This is a genomic window from Microbacterium sp. CCNWLW41 (genome assembly GCF_037083505.1).
The window spans coordinates 589,129-604,350 of sequence record NZ_JBAOJP010000003.1 but is presented as its reverse complement, the minus strand read 5'-3'; the positions used below and the strand labels follow the sequence as shown (position 1 = coordinate 604,350).

At 70.1% G+C, this 15,222-nt stretch carries 16 protein-coding genes; 7 read left to right on the top strand and 9 right to left on the bottom strand.

Translation table 11 applies throughout. The features are described from left to right. Positions 1 to 6 precede the first annotated feature (6 nt). A complete protein-coding gene (locus V6R91_RS14500; protein ID WP_336395944.1) occupies positions 7 to 1,896 on the bottom strand; it encodes an ABC transporter ATP-binding protein in 1,890 nt (629 codons plus the stop codon). A 175-nt stretch (positions 1,897 to 2,071) separates the two neighbouring features. Between V6R91_RS14500 and V6R91_RS14495 the strand changes: the two genes are divergently transcribed. Continuing rightward, positions 2,072 to 3,559 (top strand): MDR family MFS transporter, encoded by a 1,488-nt coding sequence (locus tag V6R91_RS14495; RefSeq protein ID WP_336395852.1) that lies wholly within the window; start codon positions 2,072 to 2,074, stop codon positions 3,557 to 3,559. 90 nt (positions 3,560 to 3,649) lie between these two features. Here the strand turns inward: V6R91_RS14495 and V6R91_RS14490 are convergent, their stop codons facing one another. Then, on the bottom strand, positions 3,650 to 3,817 hold the full coding sequence (locus tag V6R91_RS14490; RefSeq protein ID WP_336395851.1) for a hypothetical protein: 168 nt from the start codon (positions 3,815 to 3,817) through the stop codon (positions 3,650 to 3,652). Between the two features lie 132 nt (positions 3,818 to 3,949). Between V6R91_RS14490 and V6R91_RS14485 the strand changes: the two genes are divergently transcribed. The 3 genes from V6R91_RS14485 to V6R91_RS14475 all read left to right on the top strand — a co-directional run bounded on the left by V6R91_RS14485 (position 3,950) and on the right by V6R91_RS14475 (position 5,526). Continuing rightward, on the top strand, positions 3,950 to 4,525 hold the full coding sequence (locus tag V6R91_RS14485) for a carboxymuconolactone decarboxylase family protein (protein WP_336395850.1): 576 nt from the start codon (positions 3,950 to 3,952) through the stop codon (positions 4,523 to 4,525). A gap of 58 nt (positions 4,526 to 4,583) precedes the next feature. Further along, positions 4,584 to 5,147, top strand: coding sequence for a DUF6328 family protein (locus tag V6R91_RS14480; RefSeq protein WP_336395849.1), 564 nt, complete (start codon positions 4,584 to 4,586; stop codon positions 5,145 to 5,147). Positions 5,148 to 5,226: 79 nt separating this feature from the next. After that, positions 5,227 to 5,526, top strand: coding sequence for a Fe-S cluster assembly protein HesB (locus V6R91_RS14475; RefSeq protein ID WP_067247459.1), 300 nt, complete (start codon positions 5,227 to 5,229; stop codon positions 5,524 to 5,526). 56 nt (positions 5,527 to 5,582) lie between these two features. Here V6R91_RS14475 and V6R91_RS14470 read toward each other — a convergent pair whose 3' ends face one another. The 6 genes from V6R91_RS14470 to V6R91_RS14445 form a co-directional block, all read right to left on the bottom strand. Then, on the bottom strand, positions 5,583 to 6,224 hold the full coding sequence (locus V6R91_RS14470; protein WP_336395848.1) for a DUF1345 domain-containing protein: 642 nt from the start codon (positions 6,222 to 6,224) through the stop codon (positions 5,583 to 5,585). 35 nt (positions 6,225 to 6,259) lie between these two features. Then, positions 6,260 to 7,090 carry an Fpg/Nei family DNA glycosylase gene (locus tag V6R91_RS14465; RefSeq protein ID WP_271062271.1) on the bottom strand — a complete coding sequence of 277 codons (831 nt, stop codon included), beginning with the start codon at positions 7,088 to 7,090 and terminating at the stop codon, positions 6,260 to 6,262. 102 nt (positions 7,091 to 7,192) lie between these two features. Then, positions 7,193 to 8,593, bottom strand: a complete 1,401-nt coding sequence (locus V6R91_RS14460) for an MFS transporter (protein WP_336395847.1) — start codon at positions 8,591 to 8,593, stop codon at positions 7,193 to 7,195. Beyond that, a complete protein-coding gene (locus V6R91_RS14455) occupies positions 8,590 to 9,555 on the bottom strand; it encodes a nucleoside hydrolase (protein WP_336395846.1) in 966 nt (321 codons plus the stop codon). Before V6R91_RS14455 ends, V6R91_RS14460 begins: the two co-directional genes overlap by 4 nt. A 41-nt stretch (positions 9,556 to 9,596) precedes the next feature. Further along, positions 9,597 to 10,298: a deoxyribose-phosphate aldolase gene (gene deoC, locus V6R91_RS14450; RefSeq protein WP_271062268.1), complete on the bottom strand. Its 702-nt coding sequence runs from the start codon at positions 10,296 to 10,298 to the stop codon at positions 9,597 to 9,599. A 111-nt stretch (positions 10,299 to 10,409) separates the two neighbouring features. Further along, the gene (locus V6R91_RS14445; protein WP_271062267.1) at positions 10,410 to 11,312 is read right to left on the bottom strand and encodes a ribokinase; all 903 of its coding nucleotides are present in this window, start codon (positions 11,310 to 11,312) and stop codon (positions 10,410 to 10,412) included. A gap of 147 nt (positions 11,313 to 11,459) precedes the next feature. Here V6R91_RS14445 and V6R91_RS14440 point away from each other — a divergent pair, with 147 nt between their 5' ends. Continuing rightward, positions 11,460 to 12,221 carry a GntR family transcriptional regulator gene (locus tag V6R91_RS14440; protein WP_067247478.1) on the top strand — a complete coding sequence of 254 codons (762 nt, stop codon included), beginning with the start codon at positions 11,460 to 11,462 and terminating at the stop codon, positions 12,219 to 12,221. A gap of 31 nt (positions 12,222 to 12,252) precedes the next feature. Here the strand turns inward: V6R91_RS14440 and V6R91_RS14435 are convergent, their stop codons facing one another. Then, on the bottom strand, positions 12,253 to 12,828 hold the full coding sequence (locus tag V6R91_RS14435) for an alpha/beta fold hydrolase (RefSeq protein ID WP_271062051.1): 576 nt from the start codon (positions 12,826 to 12,828) through the stop codon (positions 12,253 to 12,255). 160 nt (positions 12,829 to 12,988) lie between these two features. Here V6R91_RS14435 and V6R91_RS14430 point away from each other — a divergent pair, with 160 nt between their 5' ends. Together V6R91_RS14430 and V6R91_RS14425 are read left to right on the top strand one after the other, a co-directional pair. Continuing rightward, on the top strand, positions 12,989 to 13,714 hold the full coding sequence (locus V6R91_RS14430) for an HXXEE domain-containing protein (protein WP_336395845.1): 726 nt from the start codon (positions 12,989 to 12,991) through the stop codon (positions 13,712 to 13,714). A gap of 133 nt (positions 13,715 to 13,847) precedes the next feature. Then, a complete protein-coding gene (locus V6R91_RS14425; protein WP_336395844.1) occupies positions 13,848 to 15,173 on the top strand; it encodes a hypothetical protein in 1,326 nt (441 codons plus the stop codon). Positions 15,174 to 15,222 lie beyond the last annotated feature (49 nt).

Genomic DNA, 15,222 nt, shown 5'->3' with positions numbered 1-15,222 from the left:
CCGGGGTCAGGCCCGCGTGTCGCCGTCGACCCGTGCCGCCGCCACCTGCTGGGCGGCCAGATCGGCGTACAGACCGCCCGCCGCCAGCAGTTCGGCGTGCGTGCCCGACTCCACGATCCGCCCCGCCTCGATCACGTGGATCTCATCCGCGCCCATGACCGTCGACAGGCGGTGCGCGATAGTCAGCGTGGTGCGCCCCTTGGCCGCCTCGTCCAAGGCCTCCTGCACGACGCGCTCGGAGACCGTGTCGAGCGCGGAGGTCGCCTCGTCCAGCAGCAGCACGGGCGGGTCCTTGAGGAGCACCCGGGCGATCGCGATGCGCTGCTTCTCCCCGCCCGACAATCGGTAGCCGCGCTCCCCCACGACCGTGTCGTAGCCCTTCTCGAACCCCGCGATGATGTGGTGGATGTTGGCGGCGGTGCAGGCAGCGACCAGTTCGTCGTCCGTGGCGTCCGGTTTCGCGTAGCGGAGGTTCTCCCGGATCGAGGCATGGAACAGATAGGTGTCCTGCGACACGATCCCGATCTCGTCGATGATGGACTCCTGCGACAGCTCGCGGACATCGGCGCCCGCGAACATCACCGCGCCGCTGTCGGCCTCGTAGAGCCGCGGTGCCAGGTACAGGACGGTGGTCTTCCCCGCCCCGGACGGACCGACGAAGGCGACGTGCCGGCCGGGGTCGACCGTGAAGGAGACGCGGTCGAGAGTGGGAGGCGCGTCGGGGCCCGCGTCCGGGTATCGGAACACCACGTCCCGGAACTCGATCCGACCGCGCGGACCGGGCGCCGAGGCGACCGGCAGCGCGTTCGGCGCGTCCGTGATCCGGGGCACGAGATCGAGGTACTCGAAGATGCGGGCGAACAGCGCCGAGGACGTCTGCACGTCCAGCGCGACCCGCATGAGGCCGATCAGCGGCATGAGCAGGCGCGCCTGGACCGTCGTGAACGCCACGATCGTTCCGGCGGTGATCGCTCCCGTGCCCCCGGCGACGAGATACCCCGCGACGAGGTAGATGATCGCCGGGACGGAGGACATCAGCACCTGGACGACCGCGAAGAACCCCTGACCGCTCATCGCCCGCCGCACCTGCAGGCGCACCTGATTGCGGTTCTCGTCCTGATAGCGCGCCGATTCCGTGCGCTGGCGGTTGAACGACTTCGACAGCAGGATCCCGGACACGCTCAGCGTCTCCTGCGTGATGCTCGTCAGCTCGGACAGGGACTCCTGGGTCTCGCCCGCGATCCGCGCGCGCACCTGGCCGACGCGGCGCTGCACCACCACCAGGACCGGCATGATCACGACGGCGATGAGCGTCAGTCGGACATCGATCAGCAGCATCGCGACCAGGGACGCCACGACCGTCACCGTGTTGCCGAGGATGCTCGTGACGGTGTTGGTGAGGACGCCCGACACCCCGCCGACGTCGTTCTGCAGACGCGATTGGATGACGCCGGTCTTCGTCCGGGTGAAGAAGCCGAGCTCCATGGCCTGCAGGTGTTCGAACAGCCGCACCCGCAGATCTCCCGTGACGCTGTTGCCGACCGTCGCCGTCAGCCAGGTCTGCACCACGTTGAACGCCGCGGACAGCAGGAACAGGCCGATCATGGACAGGACCAGCACGAGCAGCAGCTCCAGGCGGGGCGGCCCGCCGTCCAGCGGGAACAGCGCCTCGTCGAAGATGCGCTGGACGAGCAGCGGCGGGACGACGGCCAGGGCGGCACCCACCACGACGAGCACGCCCGTGAGCAGCAGCCGTCCGCGGTAGGGACGGAAGAGGCCGGCCACGCGGCGTCCGAGCCCCGGGACCACCGGCGCCTGGGCGTTGAGGCGGCGCTGGCTGGCCTCGTCCACGCCGCGGAAGCCTCCGCGAGGACCCATTCCGCCCATGCCGCCCATGCTCATGAGGATCAGCGTATCCGCGGTCGCGGACACGGCGGCGCGGCCGCCGAGAGCGGATCGGGAACCGATTTCCCCGGAACGGGAATGGAATGTCCGACATGACGGTTACGCTGTGTACTTCCGCCGCGCGATCGCGCCGCTTCCCCTGACACACTTCTTCCGGAGGAGACGCATGTCCGCAACCCAAACCGGTTCCCTACCGACCTCCTCCACGCCGTCGCTGATCCCCCGTCGGGACATGGCGGTCATCTGGGTGCTGCTCGCCGCCGCCTTCGTCGCGATCCTGAACGAGACGACGATGAACATGGCGATCCCGCACCTCATCGACGACCTTCAGATCACGCCGCTGGCCGCCCAGTGGGTGACCAGCGCGTTCATGCTGACCATGGCGGTCGTCATCCCGACCACGGGGTTCCTCCTTCGCCGGTTCACGACCCGGCAGATGTTCCTCGGCGCGCTGACGCTGTTCTCCGCCGGGACGCTCCTCGCCGCGCTCGCCGTCGGCTTCCCGATGCTGCTCGGCGCCCGCATCGTGCAGGCGTCGGGGACGGCGATCATGATGCCGCTGCTGATGACGACGATGATGAACCTCGTCCCGCCGTCCTCGCGCGGCCGGATGATGGGGCGCGTCAGCATCGTGATGTCGCTGGCCCCCGCGATCGGCCCGACGATGAGCGGGTTCCTGCTGGACCACTTCAGCTGGCGCTCGATCTTCGTCGTCGTGCTGCCCATCGCGCTCGTCGCGATGGCGATCGGCTGGCGCTGGCTGACGAACGTCGGCGAGCGGACGGATGCCCCGATCGACGTGCTGTCCATCGTCCTGTCGGCGTTCGGGTTCGGTGGCCTGGTCTTCGGTCTGAGCCAGATCGGCGCCCTCGCGGGCGGCGGCGGTTCCTCGGTGCCGATGGTCCTGTCGCTGGTGGTGGGCGTCATCGGCCTTGCCCTGTTCCTCTGGCGCCAGATCGTCCTGCAGCGCAAGGACGACGCCCTGCTCGACCTCCGTGTCTTCGCCTCCCGCGACTTCACCCTGTCGATGGTGCAGATGTTCCTGCTGTCCCTGGCGTTCTTCGGCACGATCACGGTGATCCCGCTGTTCCTGCAGAAGGCGCTGTCGCTGGACACGACCCAGGCGGGCCTCGTGGTGCTTCCCGGCGCGCTGGCGATGGGCCTTCTCGGCCCGGTCATCGGCCGGATCTACGACGCCCGCGGCACCAAGGTGCTGCTGATCCCCGGGTCGATCCTCGCGACCGCGACGCTGTGGTACTTCACCACGCTCACGCCGTCGACGAGCGTGTGGCTCGTCCTCATCGCCCAGACCCTGCTGTCCGTGGGGCTCGCGCTGTCGTTCACCCCGCTGTTCACCGCCGCGCTGGCCTCGCTCACGCCGAAGTTCTACTCCTACGGCAGCGCGGTCATCGGCACCGTGCAGCAGGTGGCGGGAGCCGCCGGCATCGCGGTCATGATCGCCGTGTTCACGCTGGTCGTGAACGCGCACGGCGGCACGGAGAACCCCGCCGCCGTGGCCGCGGGATCCCAGCTGGCGTTCATCATCGGCGCCGTGATCGCGACCGTCACGATCGTCGGCGCATTCATCATCCGCAAGCCCGCGGACACGGTCGCCGAGGGCGCCCACGCCGAGGACGCGCCGATCGCGCACTGACGCCCCACGCGCGAGACCCCGCACCCACCGGGTGCGGGGTCTCGTCGTCCGTGTGGGTGATCGGTCCGCCGCCGTGCGTCGTGCGCGGGCTCAGTCCGACGCCGCACCGGGCAGTCGGCAGAACCCGCCCGCGCAGAGACCGGCGTCGGTCGCGTCCGCGACGGGGAGCAGCGTGAGCAGGCTCGCCGCGGAGGGCTCCCCCGGCGGCGTCTGCGCCTCGACGGGGGTGTGCGGCACGCGGTCGGCTGCGGTGGTCATCCCTCGATGGTACGCCCGCACGCACACGGTGGCGCCGTTCGCGATCGCTATACCGCTCCGCGTCCGCCCGGCGTACTGTTCGATCGGGCGGGCTCGTCGCGATGACGCCCGCGCGGACGCAAAGGGGCATCCATGATCATCAGCACTCCACCGACGGAGACGGCAACGGGGCATGCCGCGGAGATGTACGCCGACGACGTGGAGAACGACGGCCTCGTCTTCCATCACACGCGCGTGATGGCCGTCAACCCGGAAGCGCACGCGGCCTTCGAGAACCTGATCCGCGCGATCGTCCCGAGCATCGGTGTGCGGACGTACGAGGCCGCCACGCTCGGGGCCGCTCGGGCGATCGGCTCTGCCCATTGTCTGCTCGCCCATGGGCGCAAGGCTCTGCGCGCGGAGGTCCTCTCCGAGGACGGACTCGCCGGGTTCGCCCGTGGCGAGGACACCGCGTTCTCCCCCGCAGAGCAGGCGGTGGTGCGCTACGCGGCGCGGCTCTCGCGCGACGCCTCGGCGATGACCGACCAGGACGCCGCCGAGCTCCGCGCCGTCGGGTACGACGACCGCCAGATCGTCGACATCACCCTCGCTGCGGCGGCACGCAACTACTTCAGCCGCGCGCTGCTCGCGCTGGCCGTGCCGGTCGACGACGTTCCCGGGCTCGATCCGGCGATCGCTCGCGCCCTCGTCTCGGCCGCCGCGGAGTGAGTCGGCGCACACGCGCAACCCCTGGACAGGAGGGCGTGCGGCTCAAGAGACTGAGGCGATGGATCCGCAGCCCCTTCCCGATGAGAGTCCCGGAGACTACTGGCACGACGGCCGGGACGAGACACGCACGGAACGCGCCGACCGCAACTGGATCGAGCTCCTCCAGGAGTTCCGGGTCCTGCAGACCGGCACCCAGATCCTGACGGGCTTCCTTCTGGCCGTGGTCTTCCAGCCCCGGTTCCAGGAGCTCGACACGCTCCAGCTCGCGACGTACATCGTCCTCGTGGGCCTGGCCGCGGCAGCGACCATGGTGGCTCTGACCCCGGTCGGGATCCACCGCGCGCTCTTCGGACGCCGCCGCAAGCCCGACCTCGTGCGCATCGCCGCCCGCGCCATGACGGCCGCGCTCGTGATCCTGGCGCTGCTCACCGTCGGCGTGACCGCGCTCATCGTGGACGTCGCGCTGGGCCGCACGGCGGGGATCGTCGCGCTGGTGGTCGCCTCGCTCGTCGTCATCGTCCTCTGGGCGGTGCTTCCGTTCGGCGTCCGGCGCCGCTACCGGGATGCCGCGCCGGAGAGCCCGCAGGTGGGAAGACCCTCCGAATCCCCCGCCTCGGATTGAGACCCCGCACCGGATGGGGAATCGTGGCACGGACATGCCCGCGACCGCGGCATGTCCGCAACCGGAAGGAGAGCCCATCGTGCTCACCCTGACCGACAACGCCTCCGCCATCGTCGCCACCCTGGTCAACCGCCAGAGCGACGCCGATGACGCCGGCCTGCGCATCCACACGGCCGAGACGACCGGTCCTGCGGGCGAGTCCCGACTCGCCGTCGTGGTCGTCCCCACCCCGGAGCCCCAGGATCAGGTCATCCAGGTGCCCGGCGCCCGCGTCTACCTCGAGGAGGGGGCCGCCATCGCCCTCGACGACAAGGTGCTGGACGCGGGGGTCGACGACGAGGGGGCGGTGTCCTTCGCCGTCCTCCCTCAGACCGCCTGACGACCGTCTCGCCGAGGCCCCGCGTTCCTGTCGGACGCGGGGTCTCGTGCGTCCGGTCAGCCGAGGCCCGTGATCAGGTTGATGATCGTCCCGAGGATGAGCGCGCCGAACAGATACGCCAGCATCGTCTGGGCGATGACGAGGCGCCGGATCGGATTGGTGGTCACGTTCGTGTCGGCGACCTGATAGGTCATGCCGAGGCCCACGGAGAAGTACGCGAAGTCGGTGTACTCGGGATCCGCATCCTGGTTGAACACGATCCCGCCCGCGGGCTCGGCGTAGTACATCCGCGCGTACCGGAGCATGTAGTCCACCTGGATGAGGGACCACGAGGCGGCGACGCTGAGCACGCACACGCCCGCCAGCGCGAACGCCGTCCACCCGTCGGCGTGCCGGGCCTGGACGACCACGACGAGCACGGCCGCGATGCTCGCCAGGCTGCCCACGAGCGCGATCACGCGCGCCAGACGCCGGCCGGGATCCTCGATCGTGGCGTGGGCACGGGTCTGCGTCGCATCCATGCGCCACACCACGAGCACCACCCAGATCACCTCCACGAGGGCGAGGGCGGTCCAACCGGCGAGGAGTCCTGCCGCCACGCCCAGCGCAAGGCCCGCTCCGGTGCCCACGATGATCCCGGCCAGGAGACCCATCACCGCGCGCAGCCGCCACTGCCTGCGGGGACCCAGCGCGTTCATGTCCGCAGAATATCCCGCCCGACCCGGCCGCCCCGTCAGGGCGACGCCTGGCAGGTCGGGCAGAGCTGCGCCGACGCTCCGGAGAACACGTGGTCGACGATGGTGTCACCGCACACCGGACACGCCTGTCCGCCGCGTCCGTGGACGGCCATCGCGGCGACCTTCGCAGGCTTCAGCTGCGTCGGCGCCAGTCCGCGGCGTTGCTCGACCGCGTCACGGAGGACAGTGGTCGTCGCGCGGAACAGGCGGTCCCGCTCCTTCGCCCCGAGCGCGACCGCGTGGACGGTCGGGGCGATGCGCGCTCGGTGCAGGATCTCGTCCGAGTAGGCGTTGCCGATGCCGGCGAGCGACCGCTGCTCCTGCAGCAGCGCCTTCACCTGTTTGCGGCGCGTGCCGAGCGCCCGGGCGAGATCGTCCGCGGTGAACTCCGCGGCGAGAGGGTCCGGGCCGAGCGTCGCGATCGCCGGAACGTCCTCGAGCGCGTCGACGACCCAGATCCCGACGGCGAGGAAATCGCCGGTCTCGACCAGGTCGACGCGGGCACCGTCGTCGAGGACGAACGTCGCCACCACGGGGACCGCCGGAGCGGACTGGTCGTCACCGGCGTCCGCGGCTCCCGGCGGATGCCACCGCACCCATCCGTTGCGGCCGAAGCTCACGACCAGCCAGCGGGCTCCGAGCAGGATGCCGAGATGCTTGCCGCGGCGCGTCACCGAGGCGACCGGTGCACCCCGCACCTCCGCAGGCGGACGCTGCCTCGTCTTCACGATCCGCGGCTCGACGACGTCGACCGCCGTGATCGCGCGACCCGTCATCCGCTCGCCGAGGAACTCGGCGAGCGCCTGTACCTCCGGCGACTCGGGCATGCCGACATCCTGCCACCCGTCCCCGACATCGGTGCGGCCCCGCGACGAGCAGCACCGGGCGCCCGGTCGCGGATGCGTCCGGGCGCCCGGGAACGCGACCGCTCAGACGCGCTCGCCTTCTCGCTCACGGGCAGGGAGCGCGAAGGAGACCAGCAGTGCCAGCCCCGCCAGCACGGCGGCCACGACGAACGCCTGCCGGTATCCGTCCGGCCCTGGGCTGGCGGCGACGGTCGCGGCCAGCATGCCGATCCCGACCGACGCGCCGAAGTTGAACATGGTCGACGTCAACCCCGGGAGGATCCCCGGGTGCGCCTTCGGCGCATAGATGATGCCCAGTCCGTTCAGCGTCGTCGCCGCGCACGCCGAGTACGTCGCGCCCATGAAGAACACGAGGATCGCGAGCGTCCACGGGTTCTGGTGGCCGAGGACCATGCCGGTGGCGAGGAGCAGGCTCCCGCCGAGCCCGCATCGCAGCAGGAGCCGATAGCCGATCCTCGGCGCGAAGGTGCCGACCAGCGGCGCGGTGGCCCAGCCCAGAAGGGAGTACGGGACGAGGAACATCAGCGCGGACACCGTGCCGTTCAGGCCGAACCCGGCGGTCGCATCCTGACTGAGGGTCGGCACGAGGAAGATCAGCAGGGCGAAGCTCGACGCGAGTGTGAAGAACGTGGTCAGCAGCGTGCCCCAGACCGCGCGGTCCGCGAAGTCGCGCACCGGGAGCAGCGGCTGGGCCACCCGATCCTCGATGAAGCGGAACGCGACCAGGGCGATCGCCGCGACCCCGAACCACGCCCACGTCGCGACGGCGCCCCAGCCACCGGGCGAGAACGCGCTGGAGAGCGCGAAGTTGATTCCCAACAGCGCCAGGGTGAGCGCCCCGATGCCGCCCCAGTCCATCCGCGTCTTCCCGGCGGGACGCACCTCCGGCGCCCACGCGGCGATGAGCACGACCGCCAGGATCTCGAGGACCAGCGTGAGCCCGAAGATCCCCCGGAACCCGATCGCGTCCGCGATGACGCCGCCGAGCAGCGTGTCCACGCCGCCCACGCCGGCGTTGACCGCGGTGACGATGCCGAGATAGCGTCCGAACCTCCGCGCATCCAGCATCTCCCGCAGGAGCAGGAAGGCGAGGGAGAACGTCGCGCCGCAGGCTCCCTGGAGCGCGCGTCCGACCATCAGCATCGGCACGTCCACCGCGAGCATCGCGATCAGGCTGCCGAGGGACATCACCGACAGCGAGACGAGCAGCGCCCTGCGCCGGCCGATCCCGTCGCTCAGGGGAGGCCAGAACAGCCCGGCGAGCGCCGCCACGAAGGTGAACACCGAGGCGGAGATCCCGATCGTGGGCGCATCGGTGCCCAGTTCGGTGGTCATCGAGGTGACCGCCGGCGCCAGCATGGTGGCGTTCATCTGGAAGCTCGCCACCGCCACCAGGAGCGCCGTGAGGACCAGGGGCGGACGGACCGCGCCGCCGCGCATGGTCCGCAGCTCGGCGACGGTCACGCGGTGCCGCCGAAGGGACGATCGGGCGTCGTGGGAGTCGACAGGATCCGGACGATGTAGGCGAAGAACGCGTCGGCGTCCACCGCCTCGACGACCGTCGCGTTCGGGGTCAGACCGTGCACGCCCCACGACATCGCGGAGTATCCGCGGGTGAGCTCCGACCCGGTCTCCACCGCGACGTGGTACTCCGCCTGGCGCGTGATCAGCTCCGAATGAAGGAGCACGCTGGCCGAGAGCGAGTCCGGATGCGTGGTCCCCGGGATCCCGACGGCCTCGTCGAACGCCAGGGTCGCCGCGCACACGCGCTCGAAGAACTGGGCCAGCGGCGTCCCGATCCGGGCGATCTCCACCAGGCGCTCCCGGCCGAACACCGCATCGTTCAAGGTCAGCGGCGCCCACGGGACGACCGTGATCCGGAACCCCGCCTCGAACACGGTCCGGGCGGCCTCCGGGTCCACGTAGAAGTTGAACTCCGCGGCCGCCGTGATGTTGCCGCGGCCGTTGTTCGAGCCGCCCATGACCGTGAGCGAGCGCACGTTCGACGCGAACGAGGGATCCTTGACCTGCGCCATCGCGATGTTCGTGAGCGGTCCGATCGCCACGATGTCGATCTCACCGGGGCTCTCTGCCGTGAGCCGGATGAGCGCGTCGACGGCGTGCTCGGCCTCCGGAGCGCATCCGGTCGTGTCCATCGTGAGCCCGCCCGCGCCATCGCCGTGGACGTCCTCGGCCGAGACCCACTCGCGCACCATGGGACGGGTGCAGCCGAGATGGATCGGCACGTCGCCGAGGCGTCCCGCGGCGTTGAGGGTCAGATAGGCGTTCTGCACCTGACGCTCGAAGCCGACGTTGCCGACGACCATGGTGATGGCCTCGAGCGTCGCGCCGGGATCGAGCAGACCGACGAGCAGGGCGATGCAGTCGTCCTGTGCGGTGTCGGTGTCGATGATCATGCGGGTCATGCGCGGGTGTTCCTCTCTGAACGAAGCGACCGGCGGACCGGTCAGTAGCTGGTGGTGTCGCGGTCTGCGGTGTTGGTGACGATCTCGATCCCTGCGCTGGTCCCGACGCAGGCGGCGCCGGCCTCCAGGAGCTCGATCGTCTGCGCGAACCCGGTGATGGCCCCGGACGCCTTGACGCGCACGCCCTCCGGCGCCCTCTGCACCAGGTACCGGACGTTCTCGGGGCTCGCCGTCTCGATCTGACCGCTGCTGGCGTTCTTGAGGTAGGCGGCTCCCGCCTCGATGCTGAGCGCCACGGCGGCCTCCTTCTCCGCATCGGTGAGCAGCGGCAGCTCGAGCATGACCTTGACCGGAACGCCCGAGGCACGGACGACGCCCGCGATGTCGTCGCGGAACCGATCGAACTCGCCCGACTTCAGCCAGCCGATCTGCACCCCGATGTCGAGCTGCTGGGCACCGAGACGGGCGAGCTCAGCGGCCTCCGCCGCCTTGCCTGCGCTGCTCATCACTCCCACGGTCGGAAAGTCGAGTGCCGACGCGACCGGGACGCCCGTGCCGCGGAGGACCTCGGCGACGGTGCGGACCCAGGATCCGGGCACCATCGCGGCACCGAACCCGTAGCGAGCGGCCTCCTCGGCATGAGCCACGATCTGATCGCGGGTGATGCCGACTCCGATCTTGGTGTGCTGGATGAAGGGCGCGAGCTCGGCGGGAGCGAGCGCGCGGTAATCGGTCGTGGTCATGTGTCTTCCCATCCGGGCGACGGTCGTCGCCCTCCGTCGGAGGTGTGGCCTCGAGGTGCCGAGGCCGGAGGTGGATCGTGGGCCGGCGTCTGCCTGTCAGGACGGCACCGGTCAGAAGGCGGGCAGCTCGTCCCGTCGAGGAAGCGCCGGGATCACGTCGGGACGTGCCACCGCGTGCGCGCCCGCGTGGGCGGCGAACGCCGCCGCCGCGGCGAGCGACCCGGTCGCAAGCCGGCCGACGGTCAGCGCGGCGGTGAAGGCGTCGCCCGCGCCCGTCGTGTCCACGACCCGGTCGGGCGCGACGGCGGCGACGGGGCGGATCCCGCTCGCATCCGCAACGACGCTGCCCTCGCCGCCGAGAGTCAGGACGACGTCGGCTCCCAGCCGCGCCCGCAGCCGGGACGCGAGCTCGTGCGCCGGGGCCGTCTCGTCTCCGAGGCCCAGCAGGGCTCGGGCTTCCGTGAGGTTCGGAGTCACGATGTCCGCGGCGGCCCAGAGATCGGCGGGCACGTCCGTGGCGGGCGCCGGGTTGAACACGGTCAGCACGCCTTCCTCCCGGGCGATACGCAGCGCCGCACCCGCGAAGGCCGCCGGCACCTCGAGCGACACGATGAGGGCGTCGGAGCCGGCGATCGTCGCGCGCTGGGCCTCGGCGTCCTCGGGCGTGAGCGCCTCCAGCGCGCCGGGGGCGATGATGATCCGGTTCTCCCCCGTGGCGTCCACCACGATGAATCCGGTCATGGTCGAGGCGTCCGGCACGACCCGTACGCCGGTCGCGTCGATCCCCTCCTGCGCCCACAGACGCTGAGCGTCCGCCCCGGCGGCGTCGTCGCCGACGGCGGTGAGGAGTGCCACGCTCGCGCCGAGGCGACGGGCGGCGACCGCCTGGTTCGATCCCTTCCCGCCGTGTCCTCGCGACAGCACCCCGTCGCTCAGGGACTCGCCCGCCTCCGGTGCACGATGCACACGCATGACGAGGCCGACTCCGTAGCCGCCCGCGACCGTGACCTTCATTGGTCTCGCCTTCACTCGGTTCTTGTCTATGAACATATAAGAACATAGAGACGCTGGCCACGCCTGTCAATCCCCGACGCGGCGACGGGATATGGTGCTGATGACCCCCGCCGCCATGTCGGCGCACCACACACCGGAGAGACCTCGATGCACACGCCCTCCGCCCCCGAGAACGCCGCCCCGCAGCGGGATCTGCCGATCGCGCTGCACCGGCAGATCTCTGATCGGATGCGCAGCCGCATCACCGCGGGCGAGTGGCCGGCCAACTACCGGCTCAAGCCGGAGCCGGAGCTGGCGGACGAACTCGGCGTGAGTCGCGGCACGCTGCGCCGGGCGCTCTCGACGCTCATCGACGAGGGCCTTCTGCGCCAGGTGCGAGGACGCGGCACCTTCGTGACCGCGCCGACGATCGAGCCGGCCATCGCCCAGCGGCTGAGCACCCTCAGCGAGGACCTGAACGGCCTGGGGATCGCGACGCGGACGTCGGTGCGGGAGTGCGCACCGACCGCTGCGCCGCAACAGGTCGCCGCCCTGCTCGACCTGCCCAGGGAGAGCCTCCCCCTCCGCCTCGTCCGGGTGCGCTCGACCGACGCGGGACCGGTGGCGCTGATCGTCAACTACGTCCGCACGGATCTCGCCCCGGGCATCGAGACGGTCGATTTCACGACGCAGTCGCTGTTCGGCACGCTGGAGGGCCGCTACGGCCTCAAGATCGGCTCGGCGCGTCGGACATTCTCCGCCGAGGCTGCGGACGACACCGTGAGCGCGGCTCTGGACATCCCGAAGGACCGGCCCGTGCAGTATCTGCAGCAGGTGACCTATCTCGCCGACGGCCGTCCTGTCGAGTACTCGGACGTCTGGGTAGACAGCAACCGACTCAGGATCACCTCGTTGCTCTCGCGCCGGTGATGCGGGCGAGCCGCCTCACCGGCGGGACGGGTCAGTCCCAGGCGAGGTAGTCCTCGATCGCGAACGCCGTGTCGACCGGGTCGGTGACGGGGAAGAGGTGCCCGCCGCCGTCGATCGTCACGATGCTCGCCCGATCCGGCGCCGTCGCCTGGAGGCGCTCGCCGTTCACGGGCGGGGTCACGTCGTCGGCCGAGCCCTGGATGATGAGGACCGGGATCGCCGGGGCCAGGGGCACCTCGACGTCCTCGACGCCCAGCAGCAGGAGGCCGAGAGCCCGCTCGGGATGCGCCAGCACGAGGGAGCGCGCCACGGTGCCGCCCGTACCGTGGCCGCCGATCCAGCCGCCCGCGAATCCCACGTGGTCCATCACGGCGATCGCGTCCTCGACGCGCTGCTCGATCGAGAGCTCCTCCCCCTCCGGGGTCGAGCGGGTGCCGATCCGCAGCACGCGGATGCCCTCCCCCTCGAGGATGTGCGCGATCGAGCCGAGCGCTCCGCCCTCTGCGCCGCGCCCCGGGATGAGGACGAGCGACGGTCCGTCGCCCACGCCCTCGTCGAAGTACGGGATCGCGCGGCCGTCCGGCTCGAAGATGCTGCTCTCGCTCACTGTTCGTGTGTCCTCTCGAAGGGTGCCGATGTCGGGCGGACCGCCGCTGCGCAGCGGATCACGCCGGCTCCGACATCGTACCGACCCCCGCTATGCCGCCGTCGGGAGGTCACGCGGCCCGCTCTGTGCGAATCGGGAGCCACGCGCCTATCATGTGGGCGTGTTCGGATGGTTCGACTACGCGTGGCCGTGGATCGGCCTGTGCTTCGCCGCCGTGCTCCTCGTCCTGCTCTTCGCCACCGATCTGCTCCGCGCCGACGCGGGGCGCTCTCGGTGGCAGGACACGCGCTGGCTGTCGTTCCTCGCCGTCGCGACCTACATGGTGCACAACGTCGAGGAGTACGGGATCTCCGCCACCGGCGTCGTGCACGCCTTCCCCGACTCCCTGTGCACGGTCCTCGGCCAGCAGCCGTACCCGGACTGCGCCCTGCCCACCGGGTTCTATCTGCTCGTTAACCTTCCGCTCGTCTGGGTCGCCGCGCCGCTGGCGGCCATACTCGCCGGATCGCGGCTGATCGCCCTCACCCTGTGGGGCGTCATCGCGGTCAACGCCGTCGTGCACATCGTTCCCGCGATCGCATCGCGCGAGTACGACCCCGGGCTCCTCACGGCGACACTGCTCTTCCTGCCGTTGAGCATCTGGGCGATGGCGACGACGGCCGGCCGCGGCGGACCGTTCCGCCCGACGGCGATCCTCCCGCTGCTGCTGTCGGGGATGCTCATGCACGGCGTCCTCGCCGGCAGCGCTGTGCTGTTCCTGCGCGGCACGCTCCCTGCCCCGCTGCTGCTCACGCTGCAGCCGATCGGGATCGCTCTCGGTTATGCGCTGGTGCTCCTCTGGCAACGTCGGGTGGAGCGCCCGTCCAAACGGCTCAGGAAGGACTAAGGGCCGACAACCGACCTGACCTGAGGCGCCTCGACATGACAGATACACTGCCCAGCATGGACGTCGCCCCCCGGCTGAACCCGAACCGAGGACGGCGACCGAACGACAGGCGGCCGGCAAGATCGGAGAGACGGTGAGGAAAGAGCTGCGTCATGTCGGAAGGCGCGCGCAGCTCGATGCCGCCGGCCTCTCCACCCTTCTCGACAAGATGCGCGACGACCACGAGATCGATGAGATCCGGCTACGAGCGAAGTTCGGCGAACTCGCTGCCGAGATCGATTCGGAGTGGGCCTCGATCGTTCTGCTCGCATTCTGGAACTCGCTGCGTGCGCCCGGGGACGCGGTCCGTCCGCATGTGAAACGGGCACTGGAGTTGCTGCAGAGAAAGCCGGGGACCGGTAGGTCCAGGGCACTCACTGACCTCGCCGAACTGGTGTCATCATGTTGGCTCCGTCACGAGGCCGATGCGCAGGACCTCGCGGCCCTGTGGACGTCGACCGAGCCGGACCGCGCGGTGACGATTCAGATCAGCGGCGCGCGCCTCCCTACGGCGGGCGACGCGCGCGCCCTGGTGTCAGACCTCAGCCGCAGCATCATGGCGATCGCGGAGATCGTCTCGCACAGGACGGACCCTGGCGACGTTCTTCCCGCCGCTAGGTTTCCCCATCTCTCACGACTTCCCGCGACTGGAGAAGCCGAACCGATCTGGCTGGCCCTGTACCTTCGACTCTCATTGATCATTCGCCTGGCGCCGTGGGACCCGGAGCTTGCGCCGATCTCGGAGCAGTTCTCCACGCAGATCTACTCCGAGACTGGTCAGTCACGCGTGCTCGGGTATCCCGAAGCCCGGACCTTGCTCATCAATAGCGACGAAGAGGTTGCGGCCTATCCGGTCATCGATTCCGCCGGAGCATGCTGGACCAGTTCCTACCTCCTCGCAGACTCCCTCGCCCCGTGGCTCCTCTCTGCGATTCAGCGAACCGATCTCCGCGAGCGGGTCATATCGCAACCGTTCGAAGACAAGGTCGTGGAGCATCTTCGCGCCCATGGGTTCACCGCGGGTCCGGTGGACCGGAGCGGAACGTGGACGACTCAGACGGGGCGTGAGCATCTGCCGCTTGGCGCGCAGCTCCCTGGCCAGATCGATGTCCTCGCGATCCGGGGCGACGCCCTGTTCGTCCTCGAATGCAAGTCGATCTTCTCGATGGGCAAGATCCGGAACATCGCAGAGAAGCTCGGGCCCGACAGCCATGAATGGCGAACGAGGCTCCGCAGAAAACGCGACTGGTGCGAGAGATCCCTTGGCCGCGATGTCGATCTGGCGATGATCGTCATTGAGGGAATCGACACCTACATGTCGGAACGTGAGCTGGAGGTCGAGACTCCGCTGGTGACGTTCGACTTGCTCTCAGAGATGCTGGAGTCGATACCTGAGCAACGCTCATCGCCACGCCCATAGGACCCGAGTGCCAACGACCGCCGTCCATATGACAAAGTCCGTCTCGATC